This window comes from Hymenobacter sp. DG25B, assembly GCF_000801315.1.
Lineage (GTDB): Bacteria > Bacteroidota > Bacteroidia > Cytophagales > Hymenobacteraceae > Hymenobacter.
Window position 1 is genome coordinate 1,858,792 of the sequence record NZ_CP010054.1, and the last position, 21,909, is coordinate 1,880,700.

Below are 21,909 nucleotides of genomic sequence, written 5' to 3' on the forward strand. Positions count from 1 at the left end.
GGTATAATCTGATGTGATAACCTTTTTCCATTCTGAAGCTTTATTTTCTGGAACTCCCGGAATTACTGCGTGGCGTCCCCTTTTTTGGCGAATGCCGTATCTTCTCTATCCGAAACCAGCCGCTTGTTTTATGCATCCTGATTCTTTCGACCCCACGGGCAATGACCCGCCGCCGGAGCAGCGCCCCAATGACGGCTCCCGCCGAACCTTTATCAAGCAGGCTTCCGGCATTCTGGGCCTGGCCGTAGCGCCGCCCTTCGTAAGCCAGGCGGAGCGGCTGGCCGCCTACACCAGCAAGGTGGAAGGCGCCACGGAAATGAAGCTGAAGGTGAACGGCACCCTGCGCACCCTGCGGCTGGAGCCACGGGTTACGCTGCTGGATGCCCTGCGGGAAAATATGGGCCTCACAGGCTCCAAAAAAGGCTGCGACCAGGGCCAGTGCGGCGCCTGCACGGTGCTGGTAGATGGCCGCCGCGTAAACAGCTGCCTCACCCTGGCCATTACCACCCAGGGCAAGGACATTACCACCATCGAAGGCCTGGCGAAAGGGGAGGAGCTGCACCCCATGCAGGCCGCTTTCCTCAAGCACGACGGCTTCCAGTGCGGCTACTGCACCCCCGGCCAGATTTGCTCGGCCGTAGCCTGCGTGCAGGAAGGCCACACCAAAACCGACGCCGAAATCCGGGAATGGATGAGCGGCAACCTCTGCCGCTGCGGCGCCTACCCCAACATTGTGGCCGCTATTAAGGAAGTAGCCGGGAAAGGAGGCAGCAAGTCATGAACAACTTCGCCTTTCAAACTGCGGCCTCGGCCAAACAGGTCACCGGCGCCTTCCGCGACGACAAGCAGGCGGCTTACCTGGCCGGCGGCACCACGCTGCTGGACCTCATGAAGCTGAACGTGCTGCAGCCCAGCCAGCTTGTTGATATCAATTCCCTTCCATTCAAAGGTATTTCGGAAACCGCCGATGGCCTGCGCATCGGGGCCATGGAGCGCATGAGCGACGTGGGCGAAAACCCCATGGTGATGCAGCAGTATCCGGCCGTTTCGGAGGCGTTGCTGCTGGCGGCCTCGCCCCAGCTGCGCAACATGGCCAGCATCGGGGGCAACCTGCTGCAGCGCACTCGTTGCGGCTACTTTCGGGATACGGCTTTTCCCTGCAACAAGCGCCAGCCCGGCTCGGGCTGCCCGGCCATCAACGGTGAAAACCGCAACCACGCTATTCTGGGCACCAGCGAGCAGTGCATCGCCACCTACCCCGGCGACCTGGCCGTGGCCCTCATTGCCCTGGATGCCGTGCTGCACCTGGAAAGCGCCAAAGGCAAAGCCCGCCGCGTGCCCCTGCTGGACTTTTACCTCACGCCCGGCAACACGCCCCAGCGCGAAACCACGCTGGAGCCCGGCGAGCTGATTACGGCTGTTACCGTGCCGGCCGCCGCGCACGCCCGCAAATCCAAATACCTGAAAGTGCGCGACCGGGCCAGCTATGCCTTTGCGCTGGTGTCGGCGGCGGTGGGGCTCGATGTGCAGGGCGGCATTATCCGCTCGGCTAGGGTAGCTCTGGGCAGCGTGGGCACCAAGCCCTGGCGTGCTCAGGCCGCCGAGCAGCTGCTGGTAGGCAAAGCACCCACGGAAGAGAATTTTCGGGCGGCGGCCGCGCTGGCGGTGCAGGGAGCCAACCCCCAGAAGCACAACGCTTTCAAGGTAGAGCTGGCGCAGAACACGCTGGTGCGGGCCCTGCAGGAAGTGGCTGGTTAAGGTATTTAAGAAATTGATAATCAGTAGGGTGGGCTCGTTTGCTTCGTGCCGCGCTTCAGATGCTAAAGGATTGATTACATGAGCAGTGAACCAAAGTTTTTTGAACAGCCCGCCGGTGGGGTAGTGGGCAAGCCCATGGACCGGGTAGATGGTCGGGCGAAGGTGACGGGCGCGGCCCGGTACTCAGCCGAGTTTCCGCTGCCGGGGCTTACGTATGCCGTGCTGGTCACCAGCGCCGTAGCCAATGCCAGGGTAACGCTGGATACCAACGAGGCCGGGCGGGCGCCGGGCGTGCTGGCCGTATTCACCCACCAGAACATTCCCAAGCTGGCCGTGCTGCCCGACAGCCCCGACCGGCCCAAAGGCTGGACCCCGCCCATGAAGTACATGCCCCTCTCTAACAACGAGGTGCAGTACGCCAACCAGCCCATTGCCGTGGTAGTAGCCGATTCCCTGGAGCGAGCCCAGCATGCCGCCACGCTGGTGAAAGTAAGCTACCAGGCCAACGAGCCCATTGCCAGCTTCCTGGACCCCAAAGCCAAGCTTTTTGACCCCCTGGCTATTCAGGATGGTAAGGTGCCGGCGCGGAAAGTGCGCGGCAACCCCAAGGCGGTATTTGCCCAGTCGGCGGTGCAGCACAAGGCCACCTACACGCACGCCATCAACCACCACAACCCCATGGAGCCCGGTGCTACCACCGCGGTATGGGAAGGCAACCGCCTCACGGTATATGACGCCACCCAGGGCATTACCCGTACTCAGACTTCTCTGGCCGCCACGTTTGGCCTGCCCCGCGACCAGGTGCGCGTCATTACCCAATACCTGGGTGGCGGCTTTGGCTGCAAAGGCTCCTGCTGGCCGCACACGGTATTGGCCGCGCAGGTAGCCCGTGGAGTGGGCCGCCCGGTAAAACTGGTGCTCACCCGGCCCCAGATGTTTACCTCCCTGGGCCACCGCGAAGACCAGACCCAGACCTTGCAGGTGGGCGCCACCAAGGAAGGCAAAATCACGGCCCTGATCCACGAAAAAACCTCCACTACGTCGCCCTGGGACAATTACGCCGAGTCGAACAGCAAGATTATTGGCATGCTGTACGCCAGCCCCAATTTTGAGGCCACCTACCAGTTGGCCCGCGCCAATGTGATGCCCTCCACCTTTATGCGCGCCCCCGGGGAGGCCCCGGGCTCGTTCGCCATTGAGTCTTCGCTGGATGATATTGCTTACCAGCTCGGCCTCGACCCCATTGAAATCCGGCTGCGGAATTACGCCGATAAAGACCCCAACGATGGGAAAGCGTGGTCGAGCAAGAGCCTGAAGGAGTGCTACGCCCGCGGCGCCGAGCTGTTTGGGTGGAGCAAGCGCAACCCCAAGCCCGGCCAGACCCGCGAGGGTCGCTACCTGGTGGGCATGGGCATGGCCACCGCCAGCTACCCGGTGCACAGCTCCCAGGGCACGGCCCGCATCCGGCTGTTTGCTGATGGGCGCGCCGTAGTGCAAAGCGGCGCCACGGATCTGGGCACCGGCACTTACACCGTAATGACGCAAACCGCCGCCGATGTGCTGGGCCTGCCGCCGGAGCGCATCCGGTTTGAGCTGGGCGATACCACGCTGCCCACGGCGCCTAACTCCGGTGGCTCCGTAGCCGCAGGCACGGTGTCCTCGTCTATTTTTGTGGCCGCGCAGGATGTGTGGCGCAAGGTGAAGGAGCTGGCTATCGGCGACAAAAAATCACCCTTGTACCGGGCCAAGCCGGAAGATATTGTAGTGGAAGGGGGTAAGCTGATGCTGAAGAAGGACCGCAGCAAAGCGGAGCCTTTTGCCGCCATCCTGGAGCGCGCCCGGCTCTCTGATATCGAAAGCACAGGCATGGGCCGCTACGGCGCCGGCTTTGAGGGCGACGATAAAACCACGGACTCCGGCGGGCAGCCCAAAGAGTACTCCATGCACTCTTTTGGCGCGCATTTCTGCGAGGTGAAGGTAGACCCCGAGCTGGGCACCGTACGCGTAACGCGCTGGGTGGGCGTGCACGGCGCCGGCCGCATCCTCAACGCCAAAACCGCCCGCAGCCAGATGATTGGCGGCGCTATTTTCGGCATCGGCTCCGCGCTGATGGAAGCCACCGAGCGCGACCAGAACTTTGCCCGCTACGTGAATTCTGACCTGGCCGGCTACCACGTACCTGTGCAGGCCGATATTCCGGACATGACCATTGAGTTTGTGGACGAAAAGGACCCCTACATCAATGCCATGGGGGTGAAGGGCATCGGCGAGCTGGGCATGGTGGGCGTGGCCGCGGCCGTGGCCAATGCCGTGTATCATGCCACCGGGAAACGCATCCGCAGCCTGCCCATTACGCCGGATAAGCTGCTGGGGCAAGCAGCAGTTTAGCTTTTAGCTGTTTAGAGAGTCCCCAGAACGTCATGCAGAGCAAAGCATCTTGCTCGCGTCATCAGATTACCATTGCAACATCAGCACGCGAGATGCTTCGCTTTGCTCCGCATGATGTTCTACTTTCTACAGCTTCATTAGCCATCAGCCAAGAGCTTAAAATAACATGACGGAGCTACAACGCCTGCTACATGCCTACGATGCCTACCGGGCTGCGGGGCAGGCCTGTGCGCTGGCCTCCGTGGTAGCGGTGGCCGGCTCGGCCTACCGGCGACCGGGCGCCCGCATGCTGGTAACGGATGACGGGCAGCTGACGGGTGCTATCAGCGGGGGCTGTCTGGAAGGGGATGCCCGCCAGCGCGCCCGCCGCACCATTCAGCAGGGCCGCCCCACGCTCATCACCTATGACTCCACCGACCCCGATGACGACCTGCAGTTTGGCTCGGCGCTGGGGTGCCAGGGCGTGGTGCAGATTCTGCTGGAACCCCTCGATTTTCAGAACCCCGATAACCCGATGGAACTCCTGCGCCGCTGGGCCACCGGGCCGGAAGAAATGGGCGTGCTGGCCACCATCTACAGCGTGGAAAGCCAAGAGGCAGCGCAAGTTGGGCATCGGCTTTTGCTGACTGCCAGCGGCCGGCTGGAAGGTACCATTGCCGTAGAAACCGAAGGGTACGAAGCTATATTAGCCGATGCCCGGGCGGTTTTATTGGCCGGGCAGCCGGCCACGCGCCGCTATGCTGTGGGGGCTGGTAATATGGGGGTTAGTCTGGAAATACTGCGGCCGCCGGTTGGGCTTACGGTTTACGGGGCGGGCAATGACGTGCAGCCGCTGGTGCGGCTGGCGGCTGGTTTAGGCTGGCGGGTTTCGGTAGTAGATGGCCGGCCGGCCCAGGCGCAGGCCAGGCGCTTTCCGGAGGCCGAAACCGTGCGGGTGCTGCCCCTGGAGCAAGTGCCACATCAGCCTGCTACTGATGGCTTTGTCCTGCTGATGACGCACAATTATTACTATGATCTGGCGGTGCTGCGGCATCTGCTCCCCGGCCCCCCGCGCTACATTGGCTTGCTGGGCCCGCGCAAAAAATATGAGCGGCTCCTGACGGATTTGCAGCAGGACTTTCCGGAAGCGGCGCAGCGGCTGGCCGGCCGCGTATACAGTCCGGTGGGGCTAAACCTGGGTGCCGAAACGCCGGAAGAAATAGCTCTGTCCGTGGTGGCCGAAATTCAGGCGGTGCTGGCTGGCCGGCCCGCGGGTTTCCTGCGGGATTCGCCGCACCCCATTCACCCGCCCTTACAGGCAGATGCTCCATATTTGAGAGAAGGCAGGGTAGAGGTTACCTGCAGTTTATAATCCATTTCCACAGCTTTTGCTTTCTGTCATCCTTCGCAAAGCTCAGGATGACAATGAATAAATACCTATGCCCACCCTACTGCTTCTGGCTGCCGGCTCTTCTTCCCGCTTAGGACAACCCAAGCAGCTTTTACATTTTGAAGGAAAGTCTTTGTTGCGGCGGGCAGCAGAAACAGCCGTGGCTGCCAACCTGGGCCCGGTGGTGGTAGTGACGGGTGCTTTGCACGAGCTGCTGCTGCCGGAACTGGCCGATTTGCCGGTCACTGTAACGCGCAATCAGGAGTGGGAGCGGGGGATGGGCTCATCCATCAAAGCGGGACTTGTGGTGGCCGAAGCAGCCGGCCCCGTAACCAGCGTACTCATCATGCTCTGCGACCAGCCTCTGATAACCCCGGAGCTGCTACGCCGCTTGCACCAGGAGCACCAGCAGAATTCATTGCCCATCACTGCCACCGAATACGAGGGCATCAGCGGGGTGCCGGTACTGTTTGCGCCGGACATGCTGCCACTATTGCGCGCCCTGCCCGATGGTGCCGGCGCCCGCCAGCTGCTGCAGCAACATCCCGCCTGGGTAGCCGCCGTGGCATTTCCGGCGGCGGCGCTGGATATAGATACCCCCGCGCAGTATGAACGCCTGCTGCAAGAGCCTCCTGCTACTCAGGTGCGCTGACCAACCCACAACCGGGAGAAAGCGCATGAGTAAAATCCCGCTATCTTGCCCAACGTCATCCTCTCATTCTGCCTTCATGACTACTATTTCTGCCGCTTCGGCAGCTGCTCCGGTAGCAGTTCCCAAAAACAACAAGCGCATTACCAACGGCTGGACGATGTATGACTGGGCCAACTCAGTATACCCGCTGGTTATCACCTCGTCCATCTTTCCCATCTATTGGAGCGGCGTGGTTAAGTCCATCACGCACAGCGACAGTGGCAAGAGTCCCGTCGATTTTCTGGGGCTGCAGATACCGGGCTCCTCGCTGCTGACTTATGCTATTTCCGCGGCGTTCCTGCTTATTGCCCTGCTGAGTCCTTTTCTAACTTCGCTGGCCGATTATTCCGGCCGCAAGAAGCTGTTTCTGCAGTTTTTCTGCTACCTGGGCGCTGCTTCCTGCGCCGGGCTGTACTTCTTTACGGATAGTACGCTCACAGCCTCCACGTTCATCTTTATTGCGGCCACGGTGGGCTTCTCGGGCTCTATTGTGTTCTACAACTCCTACCTGCCGGATATTGCCTCCGAAGACCAGTATGACCGGCTTTCCGCCCGGGGCTTTTCCATGGGGTATGTGGGCTCGGTTATTCTGCTGGTGATTTGCCTGGTCATCAACCAGTTCCATGATACGTTTGGCGTTTCCCAGGGCCAGGCCGCGCGGCTGTCGTTTTTGCTCACGGGGTTATGGTGGGCCGGTTTTGCCCAGATTCCCTTCTTCACGCTGCCCAAAGACCCCGGCCGCGCCGCTGGTGCCACCAATGGCGACAGTGGTTGGGTGCTGAATGGCTTCCGGGAGCTGGCCAAAGTGTGGAATCAGCTCCAGCATCTGCCCAACCTGAAGAAGTTTCTGCTGGCCTATTTCACCTACAATATGGGGGTGCAAACGGTGATGTACGTGGCCACGCTCTTCGGCACCGACGAGCTGCACCTGGACGACTCCTCCCTGATTATCACCATCCTGCTGCTGCAGGTAGTAGCTATTCTGGGCGCTTACCTGTTTGCGCGCTTGTCAGAGGCCATTGGAAATACCCGGGCGCTGAGCTGGTCGGTGGTGATTTGGGCTTTGATCTGCATTGCGGGCTACTTTGTGCAGGCGGGCTGGTCGTTCTACGCTTTGGCTTCCGTTATCGGGCTTACTATGGGAGGCATTCAGAGTTTGTCGCGCTCCACTTATTCCAAGATTATTCCGGAAAACACGCCCAACACGGCCTCTTTCTTCAGCTTTTTTGATGTGACGGAGAAGCTCAGCATTGTGATTGGCACCGCCGTATTTGGCGTCATTGCCCAAATTACCGGCTCTATGCGCTACAGTATTCTGGCCCTCATCGTGTTCTTTATCCTGGGCCTGTTTTTCCTGCTCCGGCTGCGGGGCAGGAAGCTGCGCGAAGTAAACGAGGCTGATCCACAGCTGGCTACCGGCCTGAGCTACGACCGGTAAAAACCGGCAGGCCCGGTCTGGTGTTGCTGCAGCACCTATCCATTCCACCCATTTCAACTATGTCCACTACCTCCAACTCTACTCTGCAAGCGGCCCTGGGCCAGGAGCTAAAGCAGGAGCTTGCCATTACGCGCCGCCTGCTGGAGCGCGTGCCCACCGAGAAATTCGACTGGCAGCCTCACCCCAAATCTATGAAGCTAGGCACGCTGGCCTCGCATATGGCCAACCTAGTGGGCTTCCTGGAAATATCATTACAGGGCGCCGAAACTAACATGGCAGCCCTCAAACGCCCGGATGCACCTACCACCACCGACGAGCTGCTGCGCCACTTCGACGTAAACGCCGAAAGCATTCAGGCCGCCTTGTCCCGGGTAGATGATGCTACTTTCCACGACGTGTGGACGATGCGCAATAACGAGAAGGTAATTATGGCCATGCCCCGCACTATGGTGGCGCGCATTCTGGTGCTCAACCACCTGATTCATCACCGCGGCCAGCTCAGCGTGTACCTGCGCCTGCTGGATATCCCGGTGCCCGCCATCTACGGCGGCTCCGCCGACGAAGCGCCGCAGCGGTAAGCGCCTGACCGCAAACCAGCCATCTGAATTCAAAAAGTAAACGTGTCATCCTGAGCAAAGCGAAGGACTTTATCACGCTGAACGATAATCGTAACAACGACTTGTTCTTGCGTGATAAAGTCCTTCGCTTTGCTCAGGATGACACGTTTTTTTGTACTTTACTTTAGATAGGCTTTTCTATTTCTTCTCAAATACCTGCTCGCCGGCAATAAACGTGCGGAGCACTTTGGCGCCGCGCAGCTTCTCCTTGGGGGCTTCCAGTAGATCCGTATCCAGCACCACAAAGTCGGCGGCCAGGCCGGGGCGGATGCTGCCTTTTTGCTTGTCCTCGAAGGCGGCGTGGGCGGCCCAGGTGGTCATGCCCCGCAGGGCATCGGGGCGGCTGAGGGCATTTTCCATCTGGAAACCGCCGGCCGGGTAGTTCTTGGCATCCTGGCGGGCCACGGCCGAATGAAAGCCAAAGAGCGGATTGATGTCTTCCACCGGGAAGTCCGAGCCCAGGGCCACCTGCCCGTATTGCTTGCGCAGGTCGTTGAAGGCGTAGGCGGTTTTCAGGCGCTCAGCTCCCAGCCGCTCGCCGGCCCAGTACATATCAGAAGTAGCGTGCGTGGGCTGCACCGAGGGCACAATGCCATATTCCCCAAACTTGGGCACATCGGCTTTGCTCACTACCTGGGCGTGCTCTATGCGCCAGCGCCGGTCTTTCTGGCCTTTTAGGGCCTCGCCGTAAATATCCAGGAGCAGGCGGTTGCTGGAATCACCAATGGCGTGGGTGTTCATCTGAAATTTGCTGGCCGCTATTTTCTTGGCCAGGGCGCGGTAGTCGGCCACGGAAGACAGCAGGAAGCCGGTTTCTTTGGGCCGGTCGGCGTAGGGGTGAAGCAGGCAGGCACCGCGGGAGCCCAGGGCACCATCGGCATAGATCTTAAAGCTGCATACCGTAAGGCGGTCCTGGAAAACGGGGCCGTTTTTGAGGTAGAAATCGAAGTTTTCTTTTGTGGGAGCCAGCATGGCGTACAGACGCATTTTCAGCTTGCCTTGCTGATGCAGGGCCGCCATCCGGTCGATGTTGGCTTTTTCGAGGCCGGCATCGGCGAGGCTGGTGAGGCCCACGGCTACGCATTGCTGCTGGGCCTGCAGCAGGGCCTTGTCGGCTTCGGCCGGGGTAGGCTCCGGAATCTTAACGGAAACCAGATCCACGGCATTATCTACCAGCAAACCAGTAAGCTTACCGTTGGCATCTTTGGTAATAACCCCGCCACTGATGGGCGTACGGGTGGTAATGCCCGCCAGGTCCAGCGCCTTCTGATTCACCAGTGCCGCGTGCCCATCTACCCGAATGATATACACCGGGGTGTTGGGGAACAGCGCATCCAGCGTGTCTTTGGTGGGAAACTGCTTGTTGGCCCAGTCGTTCTGGTCCCAGCCGCGGCCGGTAAGCCAGGCGGCCTGGGGCTGCGCTTGGCGGTGTTGCTGCAGCTTGCTCACTACCTCGGCCCAGGAGGTAGTACCTACCAGGTTGGCATCGCGCAGGCCCAGGGCGTAGCGGTAGAAGTGGCAGTGGGCATCGTAAAAGCCAGGGTACACAAACTGCCCTCTGGCATCTACTTCCTGTGCGCCCTGGTATTTGTCCCGAATAGCATCGGCGGAGCCTACGGCCAGAAACTGGCCATCTTTCACGGCAAAAGCCTGGGCTTTGCTGAAGGCCGAATCAACAGTGTATACGGTGGCGTTATACACCACCAGGTCGGCGGGCTGGCGGGAGGAGGCAGAGGGCTGGCAGGCGGCGCTGCTCAGTAGGGCCAGAACGGGGAGGTAGCGGAGCAATGGGGTCATGCAGCGAAAGTACATAACTCCGCCGCTTCAGCTGGCATTAGCTGGTTACGGCATCCCGCAGGGCACACTGCTGCAGCCACTCAAGCGCCGCGGCTTCATCAGTAAAGCGCTGCAGCTGGTAAGGGCGGCCATCTAAAACGGAAAGGTCCGGAATGCTGGAATTGGTCAGAACGCCGGCCAGCTGGTGCGGGGCCATGAGGTAGGCCAGGTAGGTGGTACGGCCCAGGCGGGGTTGTACCTGGGGGTAAAACTTCTCCATCATCCAGGCCACATCATTGCCATCCACAAAAGTGCGACGGCGGATATCTACCAGCCAGTAGCGGCACTGGTGCTGCTCGGCTTCATCCAGTAGTTTGCCATAGCCCCGGTGTAGCTCAAATGGCATCACCGAGCGCATCCAGCGGCCTATTATAAACTGCAGGTCGGGGCGGTACTCTATGGAAAGGTAGGAGGGGGCCGACGAAGGCATACGCACTGAAATGGGCTGCTACGGTGGTAAAAATACGGAAGGCCACGGGGATTTTTCCCGTGGCCTCCAGAAATAACATACCAAAAAATAAATATTGCTTACTCGAAGCGCATGTGCTTTACCGACTCACCGGAGTTTTTCAGCTCCAGCAACGAGTCGATACCAATTTGCAGGTGCGCGGTTACGTAGTCGGTAGTTACTTTTTTGTCGCTCTCGGCCGTTTTCACGCCTTCCGGGGTCATGGGGTTGTCGCTCACCAGCAGCAGGGCGCCGTGGGGAATTTCGTTCACGAAACCTACCGTGAAAATGGTAGCGGTTTCCATATCCACGGCCATGGCCCGGATCTGGCGCAGGTACTCCTTGAAGTTCTCGTCGTGCTCCCACACGCGGCGGTTGGTGGTATATACCGTGCCGGTCCAGTAGTCTTTCTCGTGCTTCTTGATCATGGACGATACGGCGCGCTGGAGGCGGAAGGAGGGCAGCGCCGGAATTTCGGCGGGCAGGTAGTCATCGGAAGTACCCTCGCCGCGAATGGCCGCGATAGGCAGGATCAGGTCGCCGAGCTTGGTTTTGTTTTTCAGGCCGCCGCACTTGCCCAGGAACAGGGCCGCTTTGGGCTTCACGGCCGAAAGAAGGTCCATCACCGTAGCCGCCATGGGCGAGCCCATGCCGAAGTTGATGATGGTGATGCCATCGGCCGTAGCCGTTTGCATGGGCTTATCCAGGCCGCGCACCTCCACACCGAAATGCTCGGCGAACATACTCACGTAATTGATAAAGTTGGTAAGCAGGATATACTGACCAAATTCCTTCAACGGCACACCGGTATAGCGGGGCAGCCAGTTTTCTACAATGTCAGATTTTGATTTCATAGGCGAAGAATATGGTGGGAATAGGTTGCAAAAAAGCCGTCGACCTTTACGAACGACGGCAGCCAGATAAAAAGCGAAACAGTGGGGCCGTACCTTTGGAGGTGATGCAAGAGCTGAACCTGCCGCCTTTCGAGTACAAAGTTACACAATCTGGCGTAAATTCGCTGATCTGGGACGTTTTGCGCCGTAAAAACGTGGTACTCACCCCCGAGGAATGGGTGCGCCAGCACGTGGTGCATTACCTGATCAACCACTTGGGCTACCCCAAAGGCCTGCTGAGCTTGGAGCGCGGCCACCGCTACAACCAGCGCCAGAAACGCACGGATTTATGCGCCCTGGGCCCCGCCGGGCAACCGTTATTATTGGTAGAGTGCAAAGCGCCCTCCGTGCCCATTACGGCTGCCGTAGCCCAGCAGGCCGCCGTGTATAACCAAACCATTGGGGCCCCGTTGCTGCTGCTCACTAACGGCCTGCAGCACTTCTGCTGGCGCGTCAATTTTGAGAAGCGCACCAACGAGCGGCTCAATGAAGTGCCGCCGTACCCGGGGCAGTAGCCGGCGTAAATCCGCTGCGGATATTTGTCAGCGTTTTGCTTTATTGAGCAACAAGTGAGGTGCTGGGCAGGTGCAGTGGCTGGTGGCAGGCGCTACAGTAGGATAGCGCACCCAAACGGACTAACAGAAAGTGCTTTGCAGGAGAAATAAAGGGTTGTTAACCGAACATGCCGTGATGCAACAGGATATTTTATCGGCGGGTAATTTCTTCGATTTCGAGCGCAGCGCGGAAGCGGTTTTCGCTTTGGACATGGCCGGTGATTTTCAGTGGGCCAATGCCCGCTTTGCCGGGTTGCTGGGGCAGCCGGCCGGGCAACTGGCGGGTACCAGCCTGTACCATTTGCTGCTGCCCGAAGAGGTAGAACAGGGCCAGCAGCAGGTGCGCAAAGCGGCGGCCGGGGAGGTGGTCTGCTTTGAGACCCGGCTGGGCTTAAACCACCACCAGGCAGAGGTAAGCCTTCATTTGTTTCCCCTGCTGACCAACCACCAAATTGCCGGCGTATATGGCTTTGCCAAGCCCCTCAGCGCCCAGCGGCTGGCCAGCCAGCACCTGCGGGAGCGGGAGCATCAGCTCTCGGTTATTTTCGACACCATGGCCGATATAACCTTTGTGCTGGATGTGGAACCCCAGGGGCGCTACCGGTTCACCTTCGCTAATAAAGCCTTCCAAAAAACCACCGGCCTGACCCCGGAAAAGGTGGTGGGCAGCTACGTGCAGGATATTATTCCGGAACCATCACTCAGCCTGGTTTTAGAGAAATACCAGCAGGCCGTAACTACGCGGCAGCGTGTAAGCTGGCTGGAAACCTCTGACTACCCCACGGGCCAGGTAACGGGAGAAGTCAGTGTGACGCCCGTGCTGGATGAAAGCGGCACCTGCGCCCAGCTGGTAGGAATTGTGCACGACCTGACCGAGCAAAAGAAGGTGGAAGCCGCCCTGCTTCTCAGCAACGAGCGGTTTCAATATGTATTGAGGGCCACCTCCGATGCTATTTATGACTGGGATATAGCGACCGACTCCATCTATTGGGGCGAGGGACTGGAAACCTTGTTTGGCTACCGGCTGGAGCAAAATCCTACCCACTTCAACCTGTGGTCCGTTAGCGTACACCCCGATGATGTGGAGGCGGTGCTGGGCGGGCTGATGCGGGAGGTAAATGAAACCACCCACACGCTCTGGCAGGGGCAATACCGCTTCCGAAAAGCAAATGGTACCTGGGCAGTGGTCTTCGATAGAGGCTATATTGTGCGGGATGCGGATGGCCGGCCCCTGCGCATGATAGGCTCCATGCAGGACGTAACGGAGCGCCGGGAGGCCGAGGAGCGGCAGCACCTGATGGCGGATAAGCTGTTCAAGCAAAATGCTGACTTACAGCAGTTCGCGTATATTGTCTCGCATAACCTGCGGGCGCCGTTGGCCAATGCCATGGGTTATGTTGATTTGCTGACGCGTGTGGAGAAGGAGTCGGAGGTGTTTGAGGAGTCGATGAAGAACCTGCAGGCCAGCGTGCAGCAGCTGGATGAGATTCTAACCGACGTAAACCGCATTCTGGCCGTGCGGGACAAGCAGGGCGGCTACCGGCCCGAGCCCGTAGCCCTGGCGGCAGTTTGCCGGCAGGCATTGTTTGGGCTGGAAGAGCCCTTGCAGGAGTGCGGTGGCGAACTGATCTGCCACATACCGGAAGAGCTCATGGTGCCTGGAAACCGCGCCTATTTCCACAGCATCTTTCATAACCTGATTTCCAACGCCATTAAGTACCGCTCCGATGAACGGCCCCTGCGTATTGAAATTAAAGCGGAAAGCGCGCCCGGCGCTGGCACCACCATCACCATTTCTGATAATGGCTCGGGTTTTGATCAGGAGAAGGCGGGCGAGGATATTTTTCAGCTTTACCGGCGTTTCCACACCCATAAAAAAGGCCGCGGAATCGGCTTATTCCTGGTGAAATCCCATGTGGAATCCATGGGCGGCCGGGTTACAGTTCGTAGTCAGGTAAACCAGGGTACCCAATTTATTCTTTATTTTAGCCGCCATGCAGATGAAAACCTACCTGATTGATGACGATGACCTCGGTATTTACCTCACTGAGCAGTTGTTGCGGGCACAGGGTTTTTCAAATTGTATTTCCACTTTTCAATCCGCAACGGAAGCCTTAGAAACCTTGGTGGGCGAAAAGAGAGTGGCCGCGCCCGATGTGGTGTTTCTGGACCTGAACATGCCCGTAATGAGCGGCTGGGACTTTCTTGACGCCCTGGCTCCTTACCAAAACGAGCTGCTGGGCCGCTGCCGCATTTATATTCTTACATCCTCCCTGGCTTTGTCGGATATGGAAAAAGCCAAGCAATACGCCTTGGTAACCGGCCTGATTCACAAGCCCATTGATAGTGAGGAAATCCGGGCTATCCATTCTCAAATGGCCGAAGAGGCGGAGAACAGGTAATCTGGGAGCAGTTAATGCTCTGGCGGCTGCTGGACGGTGGGTTGCGCTTTAGTGCGCAGGTATAGCCGGTTATCTATCAGGCCGTTTACGTAGAGCTGCACGCAGGCCTTTAGCTCATTACCATATTGCCGGCGCTTTTGCGGATCAGGCTTCGCCAGTGGCACAGCAGGCAGCCGGTGGGTTTGATACGGATAAAGCCGCACCTGGTCGTCGGCTGTGAGCTCCGTTACAAAATCAGAGTGCACCAGAAACCACGAGCCGCCGCTCAGGAAAATCGCCCGGCCAGTGTTTGTGGTGTCAAAAACGGAGTAGCCGAAGGGAAGCAGCTTGCCCGGGGCAGGTACGCGTAAATAATCGAGCACGGTGGCGGGCACATCGGCCTGCTGCGTGATGCGGTGCACATTGGCCGCCGGCAAGGGCTGGCCGGGATGGAAAACCAACAGAGGCGTTTTGTAGCTGCCCAGCGTGTTCTGGTAGCCGCGGCGGTCGGTTTGGGACGTGTGGTCGGCCAGCAGGATGAACAGCGTATTCCGGTACCAGGGCTGCCGGCTGGCCGTGGCAAAAAACCGGCGCAAGGCAAAATCGGTGTAGCCAATGGCGGCATGAATGGGCAGCGTGCCCTTAGGGAATCGGCCGCTGTACTGCGGCGGTACCGTGAAGGGCTCGTGCGAGGACAGCGTGAACAGCGTAGCAAAAAACGGCTGCTGTTGCCGGCTTAGCTGCTGGCTGAAATACTGCAGGTAGGGCTCATCAAAAATACCCCAGTGCCCATCGTAATCCGGGCTTTGGCGGGCTCCCGGGTATTCGCTCAGGCCGTAGTAGCGCTGTATTCCAGCCACCCCGGCAAACGTATTAAAGCCCATAGAGCCGTTTTCGGCCCCGTGAAATACGGACGTGGTATAGCCCTGCCTGCTGAGGATTTCGCCCAGCCCGTGCAGCTCATTGGTTTGAAAGTTGGAGGTGATGAACGGGCTTTCCAGCAAGGCCGGTAGTCCCGCCAGCACGGCCGGCAGCGCTTCAATAGAACGCCGGCCATTGGCATAATGCTCCCGAAAAAGCCCCCCCCGTGCGTAGCCAGGGAATCAAAGAAAGGCGTGTAGCCGCCGTGGCCGCCGTTTTCTACGCCGGTGTATTCCGAGGCGAAGCTCTCCAGCAAGAGTACTACCACATTGTCGCGGCGCGGTGCCGGGGCTGGCGACTTTAGGGCCGGGGATGCTGCCAAAGCCTGCTGCAAATCAGCCTCAGAATCGAAATAGCGGCGGTGTTCCAGGTTCTCGTAGCCCAGACTTTTCAGGAAGGTGAAGGTGCTGTTGAGGGCTAGGTGGCCCAGCGTGGCGGGTTGCTGGGCAAAGGCCGCGCCCGTGCGCAGGGGTTTCAGCTGCAGCCCTCCCCGGATGCCCAGTACGGTAAAGCCTATCACCAGTAACGCCTCCAACAGCTGCAGCCACCGCCGACTTGCTTGCGAGCGGAATGTTGAGGTAGCTATTCCATCACCCTCGGGCTGCTTTATTTCCGGCATGGGGTAGAAGTACCACAGCGCCACCAGCAGCAGTAAAAACGGAAGTATTAGAAACCAGTAGTTACCCACCAGCTGCCCGGCCTGCCGCTGCACATCAGCCCCAATGGTGGTCAGCTCATTGCTGGTGCGGCGGCCAATAAATTTGAAGTACTCCCAATCCACAATGTTGAGAGCAATGCCTAGGGCATTCAGCAGCAGGTACAGGCCCCACAACAGCCGTTGCCACCGGCGCCCCAAGGCTGGGACCATAGACAGTGTTACAAACGGCAGATTCAGGAGCAGCAGCGCCGAAATATCGAACCGGAACCCGTGCCAGAAGGCCAGCGCTATCTGACCCGCCGAAGCTTCCTGAAAGGTCTCGTAATTGAAAGCATAAAACCCCGCGCGCAGCAGCACATACACCCCCAGCAGGAGGGCAAACCGACGGAGCAGTAAACGCAGCGGGAGGGAGGGCATCGGGCAGAATAAGCTACTCAGCCGGGCGGAAGCGGATGCGCTGCCCGCTGGGCAAATCCTTTATCTGCCGGTAGAAATCGGCCAGCCACTGCAGCCGCTCGGCCGCGGGTTTGGGCTGGATGGTGGGCGTTTGTTTTTCCGTAGCCACGCACACCGGCGGATACAGGCTCAGGAGCTGCCCGGGCTGCAATACGCCGCCGCGCTGCTGGAAGCTGCGCAGGGGCTCCATACCCAGGGCATCGAGTGGAAATTTTTCGGCCCCGAACAGGAAGTGCTTGAAGTCTACTTCCAGGTCGGCCAGCTCGCCGGTTTCAGTATCCAGGAACAGCACCGCGTCGCCGCGCAGCAGAAACTGGTTGCCCACGCAGTCCTGGGCAAACGGAATGTCGGCCTCCTGAACCGTGTCATACACGCGCCAGAAGGCATGCAGGCCCTGCCAGGCCTCAGAGAGGGAGTGCCACGCAGGCTCCGAAACGCAGCCCCGAATGTGCAGGCCGCCAAAGTACGCCACCACGCCATTCTGCTCGCGCAAAAAGGCCTGCAGGTAGGAGGGCAGCCGGGCAAACGTGACCAGGTCGGTCAGCTCGCCGCCGGTGTAAATAATGCCTTTCATTTTCAATTAGTAATTGAGACTTAGTAATTAAGAATTGGATAGACTACCATTTGCCGGGCCGCTACGGAGTGGCTTTGATCTGCAAAAATTAAAAATTGAGCGTTCTGGCAGCTTCATTGCCACCAAAACGCTCAATTCTTAATTACTAATTCTCAATTACTAATTGGAGTTACGCAACCGCCACTTCCATTACAGACTCTACCGACTCCAGGGGCAGGCCCCAGGCTTCTGCTACGCCTTTGTATACTACTTTGCCATTCACCACGTTCAGGCCGAGGCGCAGGGCCTCGTCGCGGCGGCAGGCTTCCTGCCAGCCCAGGTTGGCCAGCTTCACGGCGTAAGGCAGCGTAGCGTTGGTCAGGGCCAGGGTAGAGGTGTAGGGCACCGCGCCGGGCATGTTGGCCACGCAGTAATGCACAATATCGTCGATGATGAAGGTAGGATCCTCGTGGGTGGTGGGCTTGCAGGTTTCGATGCAGCCACCCTGGTCCACGGCCACGTCTACCAGCACGGTGCCGGGCTTCATGGTTTTCAGCATGTCGCGCGTGATGAGGTGGGGGCCTTGGCACCCGGAATCAGCACGGCGCCAATGATGAGGTCAGAGGTTTTGATGGCTTCGCGGATGTTGTACTCGTTGGAGTACTGCGTTACCACGTTTTTGGGCATGAAGTCGTCCAGCTCGCGCAGGCGGTTCAGGTTGATGTCCATTACGGTAACCTGCGCGCCCAGACCGGCGGCAATTTTAGCAGCCTGCGTGCCTACAATACCGGCACCCAGTACCAGCACGTTGGCGGGCTTCACGCCGGGTACGCCGCCCAGCAGAATGCCACGGCCTTTCAGGGGCTTCTCCAGGTATTTAGCGCCTTCCTGCGGGGCCATGCGGCCGGCCACTTCGCTCATGGGGATGAGCAGGGGCAGGGCGCGTGAGGGCAGCTCTACGGTTTCGTAGGCCAGGCACACGGCTTTGCGCTCAATCATGGCGTGGGTCAGCTCCTCGCCGGAGGCAAAGTGGAAGTAGGTGAACAGCAGCTGGTTTTCCTTGATGAGGGGATACTCCGAGGCAATCGGCTCCTTCACCTTCACAATCATTTCAGCCTTGGCATATACATCGGCAATGGTAGGCAGGATGGTAGCCCCGGCCTGCTCATACTCGGCATCCTGGAAACCGCTGCCCAAACCGGCAGTAGACTGCACATATATATCGTGGCCATGCTTGCGGAATTCAGCTACGCCAGCGGGCGTTAGGCCCACACGGTTTTCGTTATTCTTAATTTCTTTCGGTACGCCGATAATCATGGCAGAAAGCTAAGGTGAGGGTGGGTGGAGAAAATTGCCTTAAAAGCGGGGGCAAAGATAAGTTGGAAATCAATGAGGAGACAGGGTAAAAAGAAACTGTCATTCTGAAAGATTCCAGAATGACAGTCAGCAGAATTTTTCCGTTCAGGTTACTTACCCTTTGTTACTTAAACGGTACCACAGCGTCACTTTCCTTTACCATGCTACCGGCGTTCAGGTCTTTCACCACGTTGGCCTTCAGCTTCAGCTTGGTATCGCCGTTCAGGTCGTTGGAGTTCAGGGTGACTTCGTCCAGCATGGCACCCAGCTTGCGCTGGCTGTAAATCAGCTCCAGCACGGCACTTTGGCCGGGCTTAATAGGAGCGGGCGTGCTTTTCAAACCCACGCAGTTGCAGCTGCTGACCACCGCTCCCAGCACCAGGTCCGATTTGCCGGTGTTGCGTACCGTGAAGCGCGCTATAGGCTGCTGACCGGCTTCCATCTTGCCAAAATCATGCACGGTGCGGTCCAGCACCAGGTGCGGCGACTGGGCCAGCTGGGCCGGCGTCAGGGCCTTTTTCATTTCATCCTTGGCCAGCACGGTGCCCTGAATAGTGAGGGTTTTGCTGGGCGTGGCCGCATTGCTGGTGATGGTAACGGTTTTGTTGAACACGCCCAGATGGCCGGTGCTGTTGTACACGGCCTTCACCATGCCGCTTTTGCCGGGCAGCACGGGCGTTTTGGTCCAGTCCGGGGTGGTGCAGCCGCAGCTGGCCCGCACATCATTAATCACAATGGGTTGATTGCCCGTGTTTTTAAACCGAAACTCGTGGACGGCCTGAGTGCCTTCGGCAATTTTACTGAAGTCGTGCAGGTCTTTATCAAAGGTGATAACACCCTGGGCGCGGGCGCCCAACGTCAGCAACAGGGCAAACAAGAGCGTGCAAAGATGTTTCATGGCAATACCCACCCCAGAGGCTGGCTTTAGAAAAGGTAAACAGATAGAGTAGCTGGCCGGCACACCCGGCGCGCCCCCCAATGAAAGGGGCCGCCCCGCAGCGCTTCCCTTCAAAGATAGCCAAAAACACTGTGCGCCCGTACAGGGCTGAAAAAGACCCACGGTTGATGGTCGCGCCCAAATCCGTACTTTTGACCCGCCGACCGGAGTAACCGCGGCCGCCGCGGCGCGTTTTTGCCGCACTCATTCTTTCCCCGCCCACCCGACCCGTATGCCCACCCCTGCATCCGCCGAAATCACCGCTGCCGCTACGCTCAGCAAAGAAGACCTGCTCCGCGACTATCGTTTGGGCTGGGAAAGCCGCCACGCCTCGCTGGCGGGCCGCAAGGAAGTATTCATGGGCAAAGCCAAATTTGGCATCTTCGGTGATGGCAAAGAGCTGCCCCAACTGGCCATGGCCCGCGCCTTCCAGAACGGCGACTTCCGCAGCGGCTACTACCGCGACCAGACCTTCATGCTCTCCATTGGCGAGCTCACGCTGCAGCAGTACTTCGCCCAGCTCTATGCCCACCCCGACGTAGAAGCTGAGCCAGCCACCGGCGGCCGCGCCATGAACGGCCACTTTGCTACCCGCCTGCTGGACGAGGACGGTAACTTCAAGCCCCAGACCAACACCAAGAATTCTTCCGCCGATATTTCGCCCACTGCCGGCCAGATGCCGCGCCTGGTGGGCCTGGCTTACGCCAGCAAGCTCTACCGCCAGAACCCCGAGCTGCACGACCGCACCGATTTTTCCATCAACGGCAATGAGGTAGCCTTCGGCACCATCGGCAACGCCAGCACCTCCGAGGGCATGTTCTTCGAGGCCCTGAATGCCGCCGGCGTGCTCCAGATTCCCATGCTGATGAGCGTGTGGGACGACCACTACGGCATTTCAGTGCCCGCCGAGTACCAGACCACCAAGCAGAACATCAGCGAAATTCTGATGGGCCTGCAGCGTGAGGGCGAAGGCCAGCAGGGCTTCGAAATTTTTGTGGTGAAGGGCTGGGACTATCCGGCCCTGGTAGATACCTACCAGCGCGCCGCCGAGCTGTGCCGCACCCAGCACGTGCCCGTGCTCATTCACGTAACCGAAGTAACCCAGCCCCAGGGCCACAGCACCAGTGGCTCGCACGAGCGCTACAAGAGCAAAGACCGCCTCAGCTGGGAAGAAGCCCACGACTGCATGCTCAAAATGCGCGAGTGGATGCTCTCTGAAGGCCACGCCACGGAAGAGGAGCTCACGCAGATTGAAAATGAGAGCCGGGACGTAGTAAAGCAGGCCCGTGTAGCGGCCTGGGACGCTTTCTTCACGCCCATCAAGCAGGAGCGCGACGAAACCGTGGCCCTGCTGAATAAGCTGGTAGCTGAAACCGGCACCGAAAACAGCCTGCACGAACTGGTAGAGCACCTGGAGCACAACACCACGCCCATCCGCGCTGATCTGGTGCGCACCGTGCGCCGCGCTTTGCGCCAGGTGCGCAGCCAGCGCAGCGGCGCCCGCCGCGACCTGCAGAACTGGCTGGAGCAGGCCCTGGCCGAAAACGCCGACCGGTACAACTCCTACCTGTACAGCCAGAGCGAGCAGGCCGTGGGCAACATCGAGGTTGTCCCCGCTGAGTTTGCTGCCGATGCTCCGATTGTTGACGGCCGCGAGGTGCTGCAGGCCTGCTTTGATGCCAACTTCCGCCGCGACCCTACCATCTTCGCCATTGGGGAGGACGTGGGTAAAATTGGTGACGTAAACCAGGCGTTTGCGGGCTTGCAGGACAAGTTTGGCGAGCTGCGCGTAACGGATACCGGCATTCGGGAGTGCACCATTGTGGGGCAGGGCATCGGCGCCGCGTTGCGCGGCCTTCGTCCCATCACCGAAATCCAGTATCTGGACTACCTGCTGTACGCCATTCAGATTCTCTCTGATGATGTGGCCTGCCTGCAGTACCGCACCAAAGGCGGCCAGAAAGCCCCCCTCATTGTGCGCACCCGCGGCCACCGGCTGGAGGGCATCTGGCACTCCGGCTCACCCATTCAAATGATTCTGGGCTCCATCCGCGGCATGCACCTGTGCGTACCGCGCGACATGACGCAGGCGGCTGGTTTCTACAACACGCTGCTGCGCTCCGATGAGCCGGCCATTGTGATTGAGTGTCTGAACGGCTACCGCCTGAAAGAGCGTATTCCGCAGAACGTAGGCGAGTTCACCGTGCCCCTGGGCATGCCCGAAACCCTGCGCCCGGGTACGGATGTAACGGTGGTTACCTACGGCTCTATGTGCCGCATCGTGATGGATGCTGCCAAGCAGCTGGCCGAGGTGGGTATCTCCATTGAAGTTATTGATGTGCAGACCCTGCTGCCCTTCGATCTGGAGCACGTGATTACCGACAGCATCCGGAAAACCAACCGTGTGCTCTTCGCCGATGAAGATGTGCCTGGCGGCGCTACGGCCTACATGCTGCAGCAGGTTTTGGACGAGCAGGATGCCTATCAGTACCTCGACTCTGCTCCGCGCTGCCTGGCCGCCCAGCCCCACCGCCCGCCCTACGGCTCCGATGGCGACTACTTCAGCAAGCCCAACGCAGAAGATGTTTTCGATGTGGTGTATGAGCTGATGCACGAAGCTGACCCCAAGCAGTTTCCGGCCATCTACTAAGCCAC

The 21,909-nt window shown here is 59.2% G+C and carries 17 protein-coding genes and 1 pseudogene; 11 read left to right on the forward strand and 7 right to left on the reverse strand.

Features of this window, described 5'->3' with window-relative positions:
• The first annotated feature begins 130 nt into the window (after positions 1–130).
• The 7 genes from PK28_RS07920 (at position 131) to PK28_RS07950 (ending at position 8,222) form a co-directional block, all read left to right on the forward strand.
• Positions 131–781: a (2Fe-2S)-binding protein gene (locus PK28_RS07920; RefSeq protein ID WP_044513137.1), complete on the forward strand. Its 651-nt coding sequence runs from the start codon at positions 131–133 to the stop codon at positions 779–781.
• On the forward strand, positions 778–1,758 hold the full coding sequence (locus PK28_RS07925; RefSeq protein WP_044513140.1) for an FAD binding domain-containing protein: 981 nt from the start codon (positions 778–780) through the stop codon (positions 1,756–1,758). Before PK28_RS07920 ends, PK28_RS07925 begins: the two co-directional genes overlap by 4 nt.
• 78 nt (positions 1,759–1,836) lie before the next feature.
• The gene (locus tag PK28_RS07930) at positions 1,837–4,146 is read left to right on the forward strand and encodes a xanthine dehydrogenase family protein molybdopterin-binding subunit (protein WP_044513143.1); all 2,310 of its coding nucleotides are present in this window, start codon (positions 1,837–1,839) and stop codon (positions 4,144–4,146) included.
• Positions 4,147–4,312: 166 nt separating this feature from the next.
• Positions 4,313–5,497: an XdhC family protein gene (locus PK28_RS07935; RefSeq protein WP_044513146.1), complete on the forward strand. Its 1,185-nt coding sequence runs from the start codon at positions 4,313–4,315 to the stop codon at positions 5,495–5,497.
• A 67-nt stretch (positions 5,498–5,564) separates the two neighbouring features.
• Positions 5,565–6,167 carry a nucleotidyltransferase family protein gene (locus tag PK28_RS07940; protein WP_044513149.1) on the forward strand — a complete coding sequence of 201 codons (603 nt, stop codon included), beginning with the start codon at positions 5,565–5,567 and terminating at the stop codon, positions 6,165–6,167.
• 76 nt (positions 6,168–6,243) lie between these two features.
• Entirely contained in the window at positions 6,244–7,644 is a 1,401-nt protein-coding gene (locus PK28_RS07945) for an MFS transporter (RefSeq protein WP_044513152.1), read from the forward strand.
• Between the two features lie 59 nt (positions 7,645–7,703).
• Positions 7,704–8,222, forward strand: a complete 519-nt coding sequence (locus PK28_RS07950; protein WP_044513154.1) for a DinB family protein — start codon at positions 7,704–7,706, stop codon at positions 8,220–8,222.
• Positions 8,223–8,399: 177 nt separating this feature from the next.
• Here PK28_RS07950 and PK28_RS07955 read toward each other — a convergent pair whose 3' ends face one another.
• From PK28_RS07955 to PK28_RS07965, 3 genes are all read right to left on the reverse strand, one after another.
• Positions 8,400–10,058: an amidohydrolase gene (locus PK28_RS07955; RefSeq protein ID WP_044516578.1), complete on the reverse strand. Its 1,659-nt coding sequence runs from the start codon at positions 10,056–10,058 to the stop codon at positions 8,400–8,402.
• A 37-nt stretch (positions 10,059–10,095) separates the two neighbouring features.
• Positions 10,096–10,527: a hypothetical protein gene (locus tag PK28_RS07960; protein ID WP_044513156.1), complete on the reverse strand. Its 432-nt coding sequence runs from the start codon at positions 10,525–10,527 to the stop codon at positions 10,096–10,098.
• A 98-nt stretch (positions 10,528–10,625) separates the two neighbouring features.
• Positions 10,626–11,399 carry an AMP nucleosidase gene (locus tag PK28_RS07965; protein WP_044513159.1) on the reverse strand — a complete coding sequence of 258 codons (774 nt, stop codon included), beginning with the start codon at positions 11,397–11,399 and terminating at the stop codon, positions 10,626–10,628.
• 179 nt (positions 11,400–11,578) lie between these two features.
• Between PK28_RS07965 and PK28_RS07970 the strand changes: the two genes are divergently transcribed.
• The 3 genes from PK28_RS07970 to PK28_RS07980 all read left to right on the forward strand — a co-directional run bounded on the left by PK28_RS07970 (position 11,579) and on the right by PK28_RS07980 (position 14,394).
• Positions 11,579–11,953: a type I restriction enzyme HsdR N-terminal domain-containing protein gene (locus tag PK28_RS07970; RefSeq protein ID WP_316931976.1), complete on the forward strand. Its 375-nt coding sequence runs from the start codon at positions 11,579–11,581 to the stop codon at positions 11,951–11,953.
• Between the two features lie 175 nt (positions 11,954–12,128).
• Positions 12,129–14,012, forward strand: a complete 1,884-nt coding sequence (locus tag PK28_RS07975; RefSeq protein WP_044513162.1) for a PAS domain-containing sensor histidine kinase — start codon at positions 12,129–12,131, stop codon at positions 14,010–14,012.
• The gene (locus PK28_RS07980) at positions 13,993–14,394 is read left to right on the forward strand and encodes a response regulator (protein WP_197070495.1); all 402 of its coding nucleotides are present in this window, start codon (positions 13,993–13,995) and stop codon (positions 14,392–14,394) included. Before PK28_RS07975 ends, PK28_RS07980 begins: the two co-directional genes overlap by 20 nt.
• Before the next feature lie 11 nt (positions 14,395–14,405).
• Here PK28_RS07980 and PK28_RS07985 read toward each other — a convergent pair whose 3' ends face one another.
• The 4 genes and pseudogenes from PK28_RS07985 to PK28_RS19705 form a co-directional block, all read right to left on the reverse strand.
• On the reverse strand, positions 14,406–15,398 hold the full coding sequence (locus tag PK28_RS07985) for an LTA synthase family protein (RefSeq protein ID WP_071885131.1): 993 nt from the start codon (positions 15,396–15,398) through the stop codon (positions 14,406–14,408).
• Between the two features lie 984 nt (positions 15,399–16,382).
• Complete coding sequence (locus tag PK28_RS07995; RefSeq protein ID WP_044513174.1) at positions 16,383–16,982, reverse strand: SMI1/KNR4 family protein; 600 nt, start codon at positions 16,980–16,982, stop codon at positions 16,383–16,385.
• Between the two features lie 169 nt (positions 16,983–17,151).
• Positions 17,152–18,278: pseudogene (ald, locus tag PK28_RS08000) on the reverse strand (alanine dehydrogenase).
• 163 nt (positions 18,279–18,441) lie between these two features.
• Positions 18,442–19,215: a DUF1573 domain-containing protein gene (locus tag PK28_RS19705; RefSeq protein WP_044516583.1), complete on the reverse strand. Its 774-nt coding sequence runs from the start codon at positions 19,213–19,215 to the stop codon at positions 18,442–18,444.
• Between the two features lie 271 nt (positions 19,216–19,486).
• Here PK28_RS19705 and PK28_RS08010 point away from each other — a divergent pair, with 271 nt between their 5' ends.
• On the forward strand, positions 19,487–21,904 hold the full coding sequence (locus PK28_RS08010) for an alpha-ketoacid dehydrogenase subunit alpha/beta (protein ID WP_044513176.1): 2,418 nt from the start codon (positions 19,487–19,489) through the stop codon (positions 21,902–21,904).
• The last annotated feature ends 5 nt before the right edge of the window (positions 21,905–21,909 follow it).

What these genes read in the sequence shown, in the direction of transcription:
- PK28_RS07920 (WP_044513137.1), top strand. Translation starts at nt 131, where the DNA reads ATGCATCCTGATTCTTTCGACCCCACGGGCAATGACCCGCCGCCGGAG.
- PK28_RS07925 (WP_044513140.1), top strand. Translation starts at nt 778, where the DNA reads ATGAACAACTTCGCCTTTCAAACTGCGGCCTCGGCCAAACAGGTCACC.
- PK28_RS07930 (WP_044513143.1), top strand. Translation starts at nt 1,837, where the DNA reads ATGAGCAGTGAACCAAAGTTTTTTGAACAGCCCGCCGGTGGGGTAGTG.
- PK28_RS07935 (WP_044513146.1), top strand. Translation starts at nt 4,313, where the DNA reads ATGACGGAGCTACAACGCCTGCTACATGCCTACGATGCCTACCGGGCT.
- PK28_RS07940 (WP_044513149.1), top strand. Translation starts at nt 5,565, where the DNA reads ATGCCCACCCTACTGCTTCTGGCTGCCGGCTCTTCTTCCCGCTTAGGA.
- PK28_RS07945 (WP_044513152.1), top strand. Translation starts at nt 6,244, where the DNA reads ATGACTACTATTTCTGCCGCTTCGGCAGCTGCTCCGGTAGCAGTTCCC.
- PK28_RS07950 (WP_044513154.1), top strand. Translation starts at nt 7,704, where the DNA reads ATGTCCACTACCTCCAACTCTACTCTGCAAGCGGCCCTGGGCCAGGAG.
- PK28_RS07955 (WP_044516578.1), bottom strand. Translation starts at nt 10,058, where the DNA reads ATGACCCCATTGCTCCGCTACCTCCCCGTTCTGGCCCTACTGAGCAGC.
- PK28_RS07960 (WP_044513156.1), bottom strand. Translation starts at nt 10,527, where the DNA reads ATGCCTTCGTCGGCCCCCTCCTACCTTTCCATAGAGTACCGCCCCGAC.
- PK28_RS07965 (WP_044513159.1), bottom strand. Translation starts at nt 11,399, where the DNA reads ATGAAATCAAAATCTGACATTGTAGAAAACTGGCTGCCCCGCTATACC.
- PK28_RS07975 (WP_044513162.1), top strand. Translation starts at nt 12,129, where the DNA reads ATGCAACAGGATATTTTATCGGCGGGTAATTTCTTCGATTTCGAGCGC.
- PK28_RS07980 (WP_197070495.1), top strand. Translation starts at nt 13,993, where the DNA reads ATGAAAACCTACCTGATTGATGACGATGACCTCGGTATTTACCTCACT.
- PK28_RS07995 (WP_044513174.1), bottom strand. Translation starts at nt 16,982, where the DNA reads ATGAAAGGCATTATTTACACCGGCGGCGAGCTGACCGACCTGGTCACG.
- PK28_RS19705 (WP_044516583.1), bottom strand. Translation starts at nt 19,215, where the DNA reads ATGAAACATCTTTGCACGCTCTTGTTTGCCCTGTTGCTGACGTTGGGC.
- PK28_RS08010 (WP_044513176.1), top strand. Translation starts at nt 19,487, where the DNA reads ATGCCCACCCCTGCATCCGCCGAAATCACCGCTGCCGCTACGCTCAGC.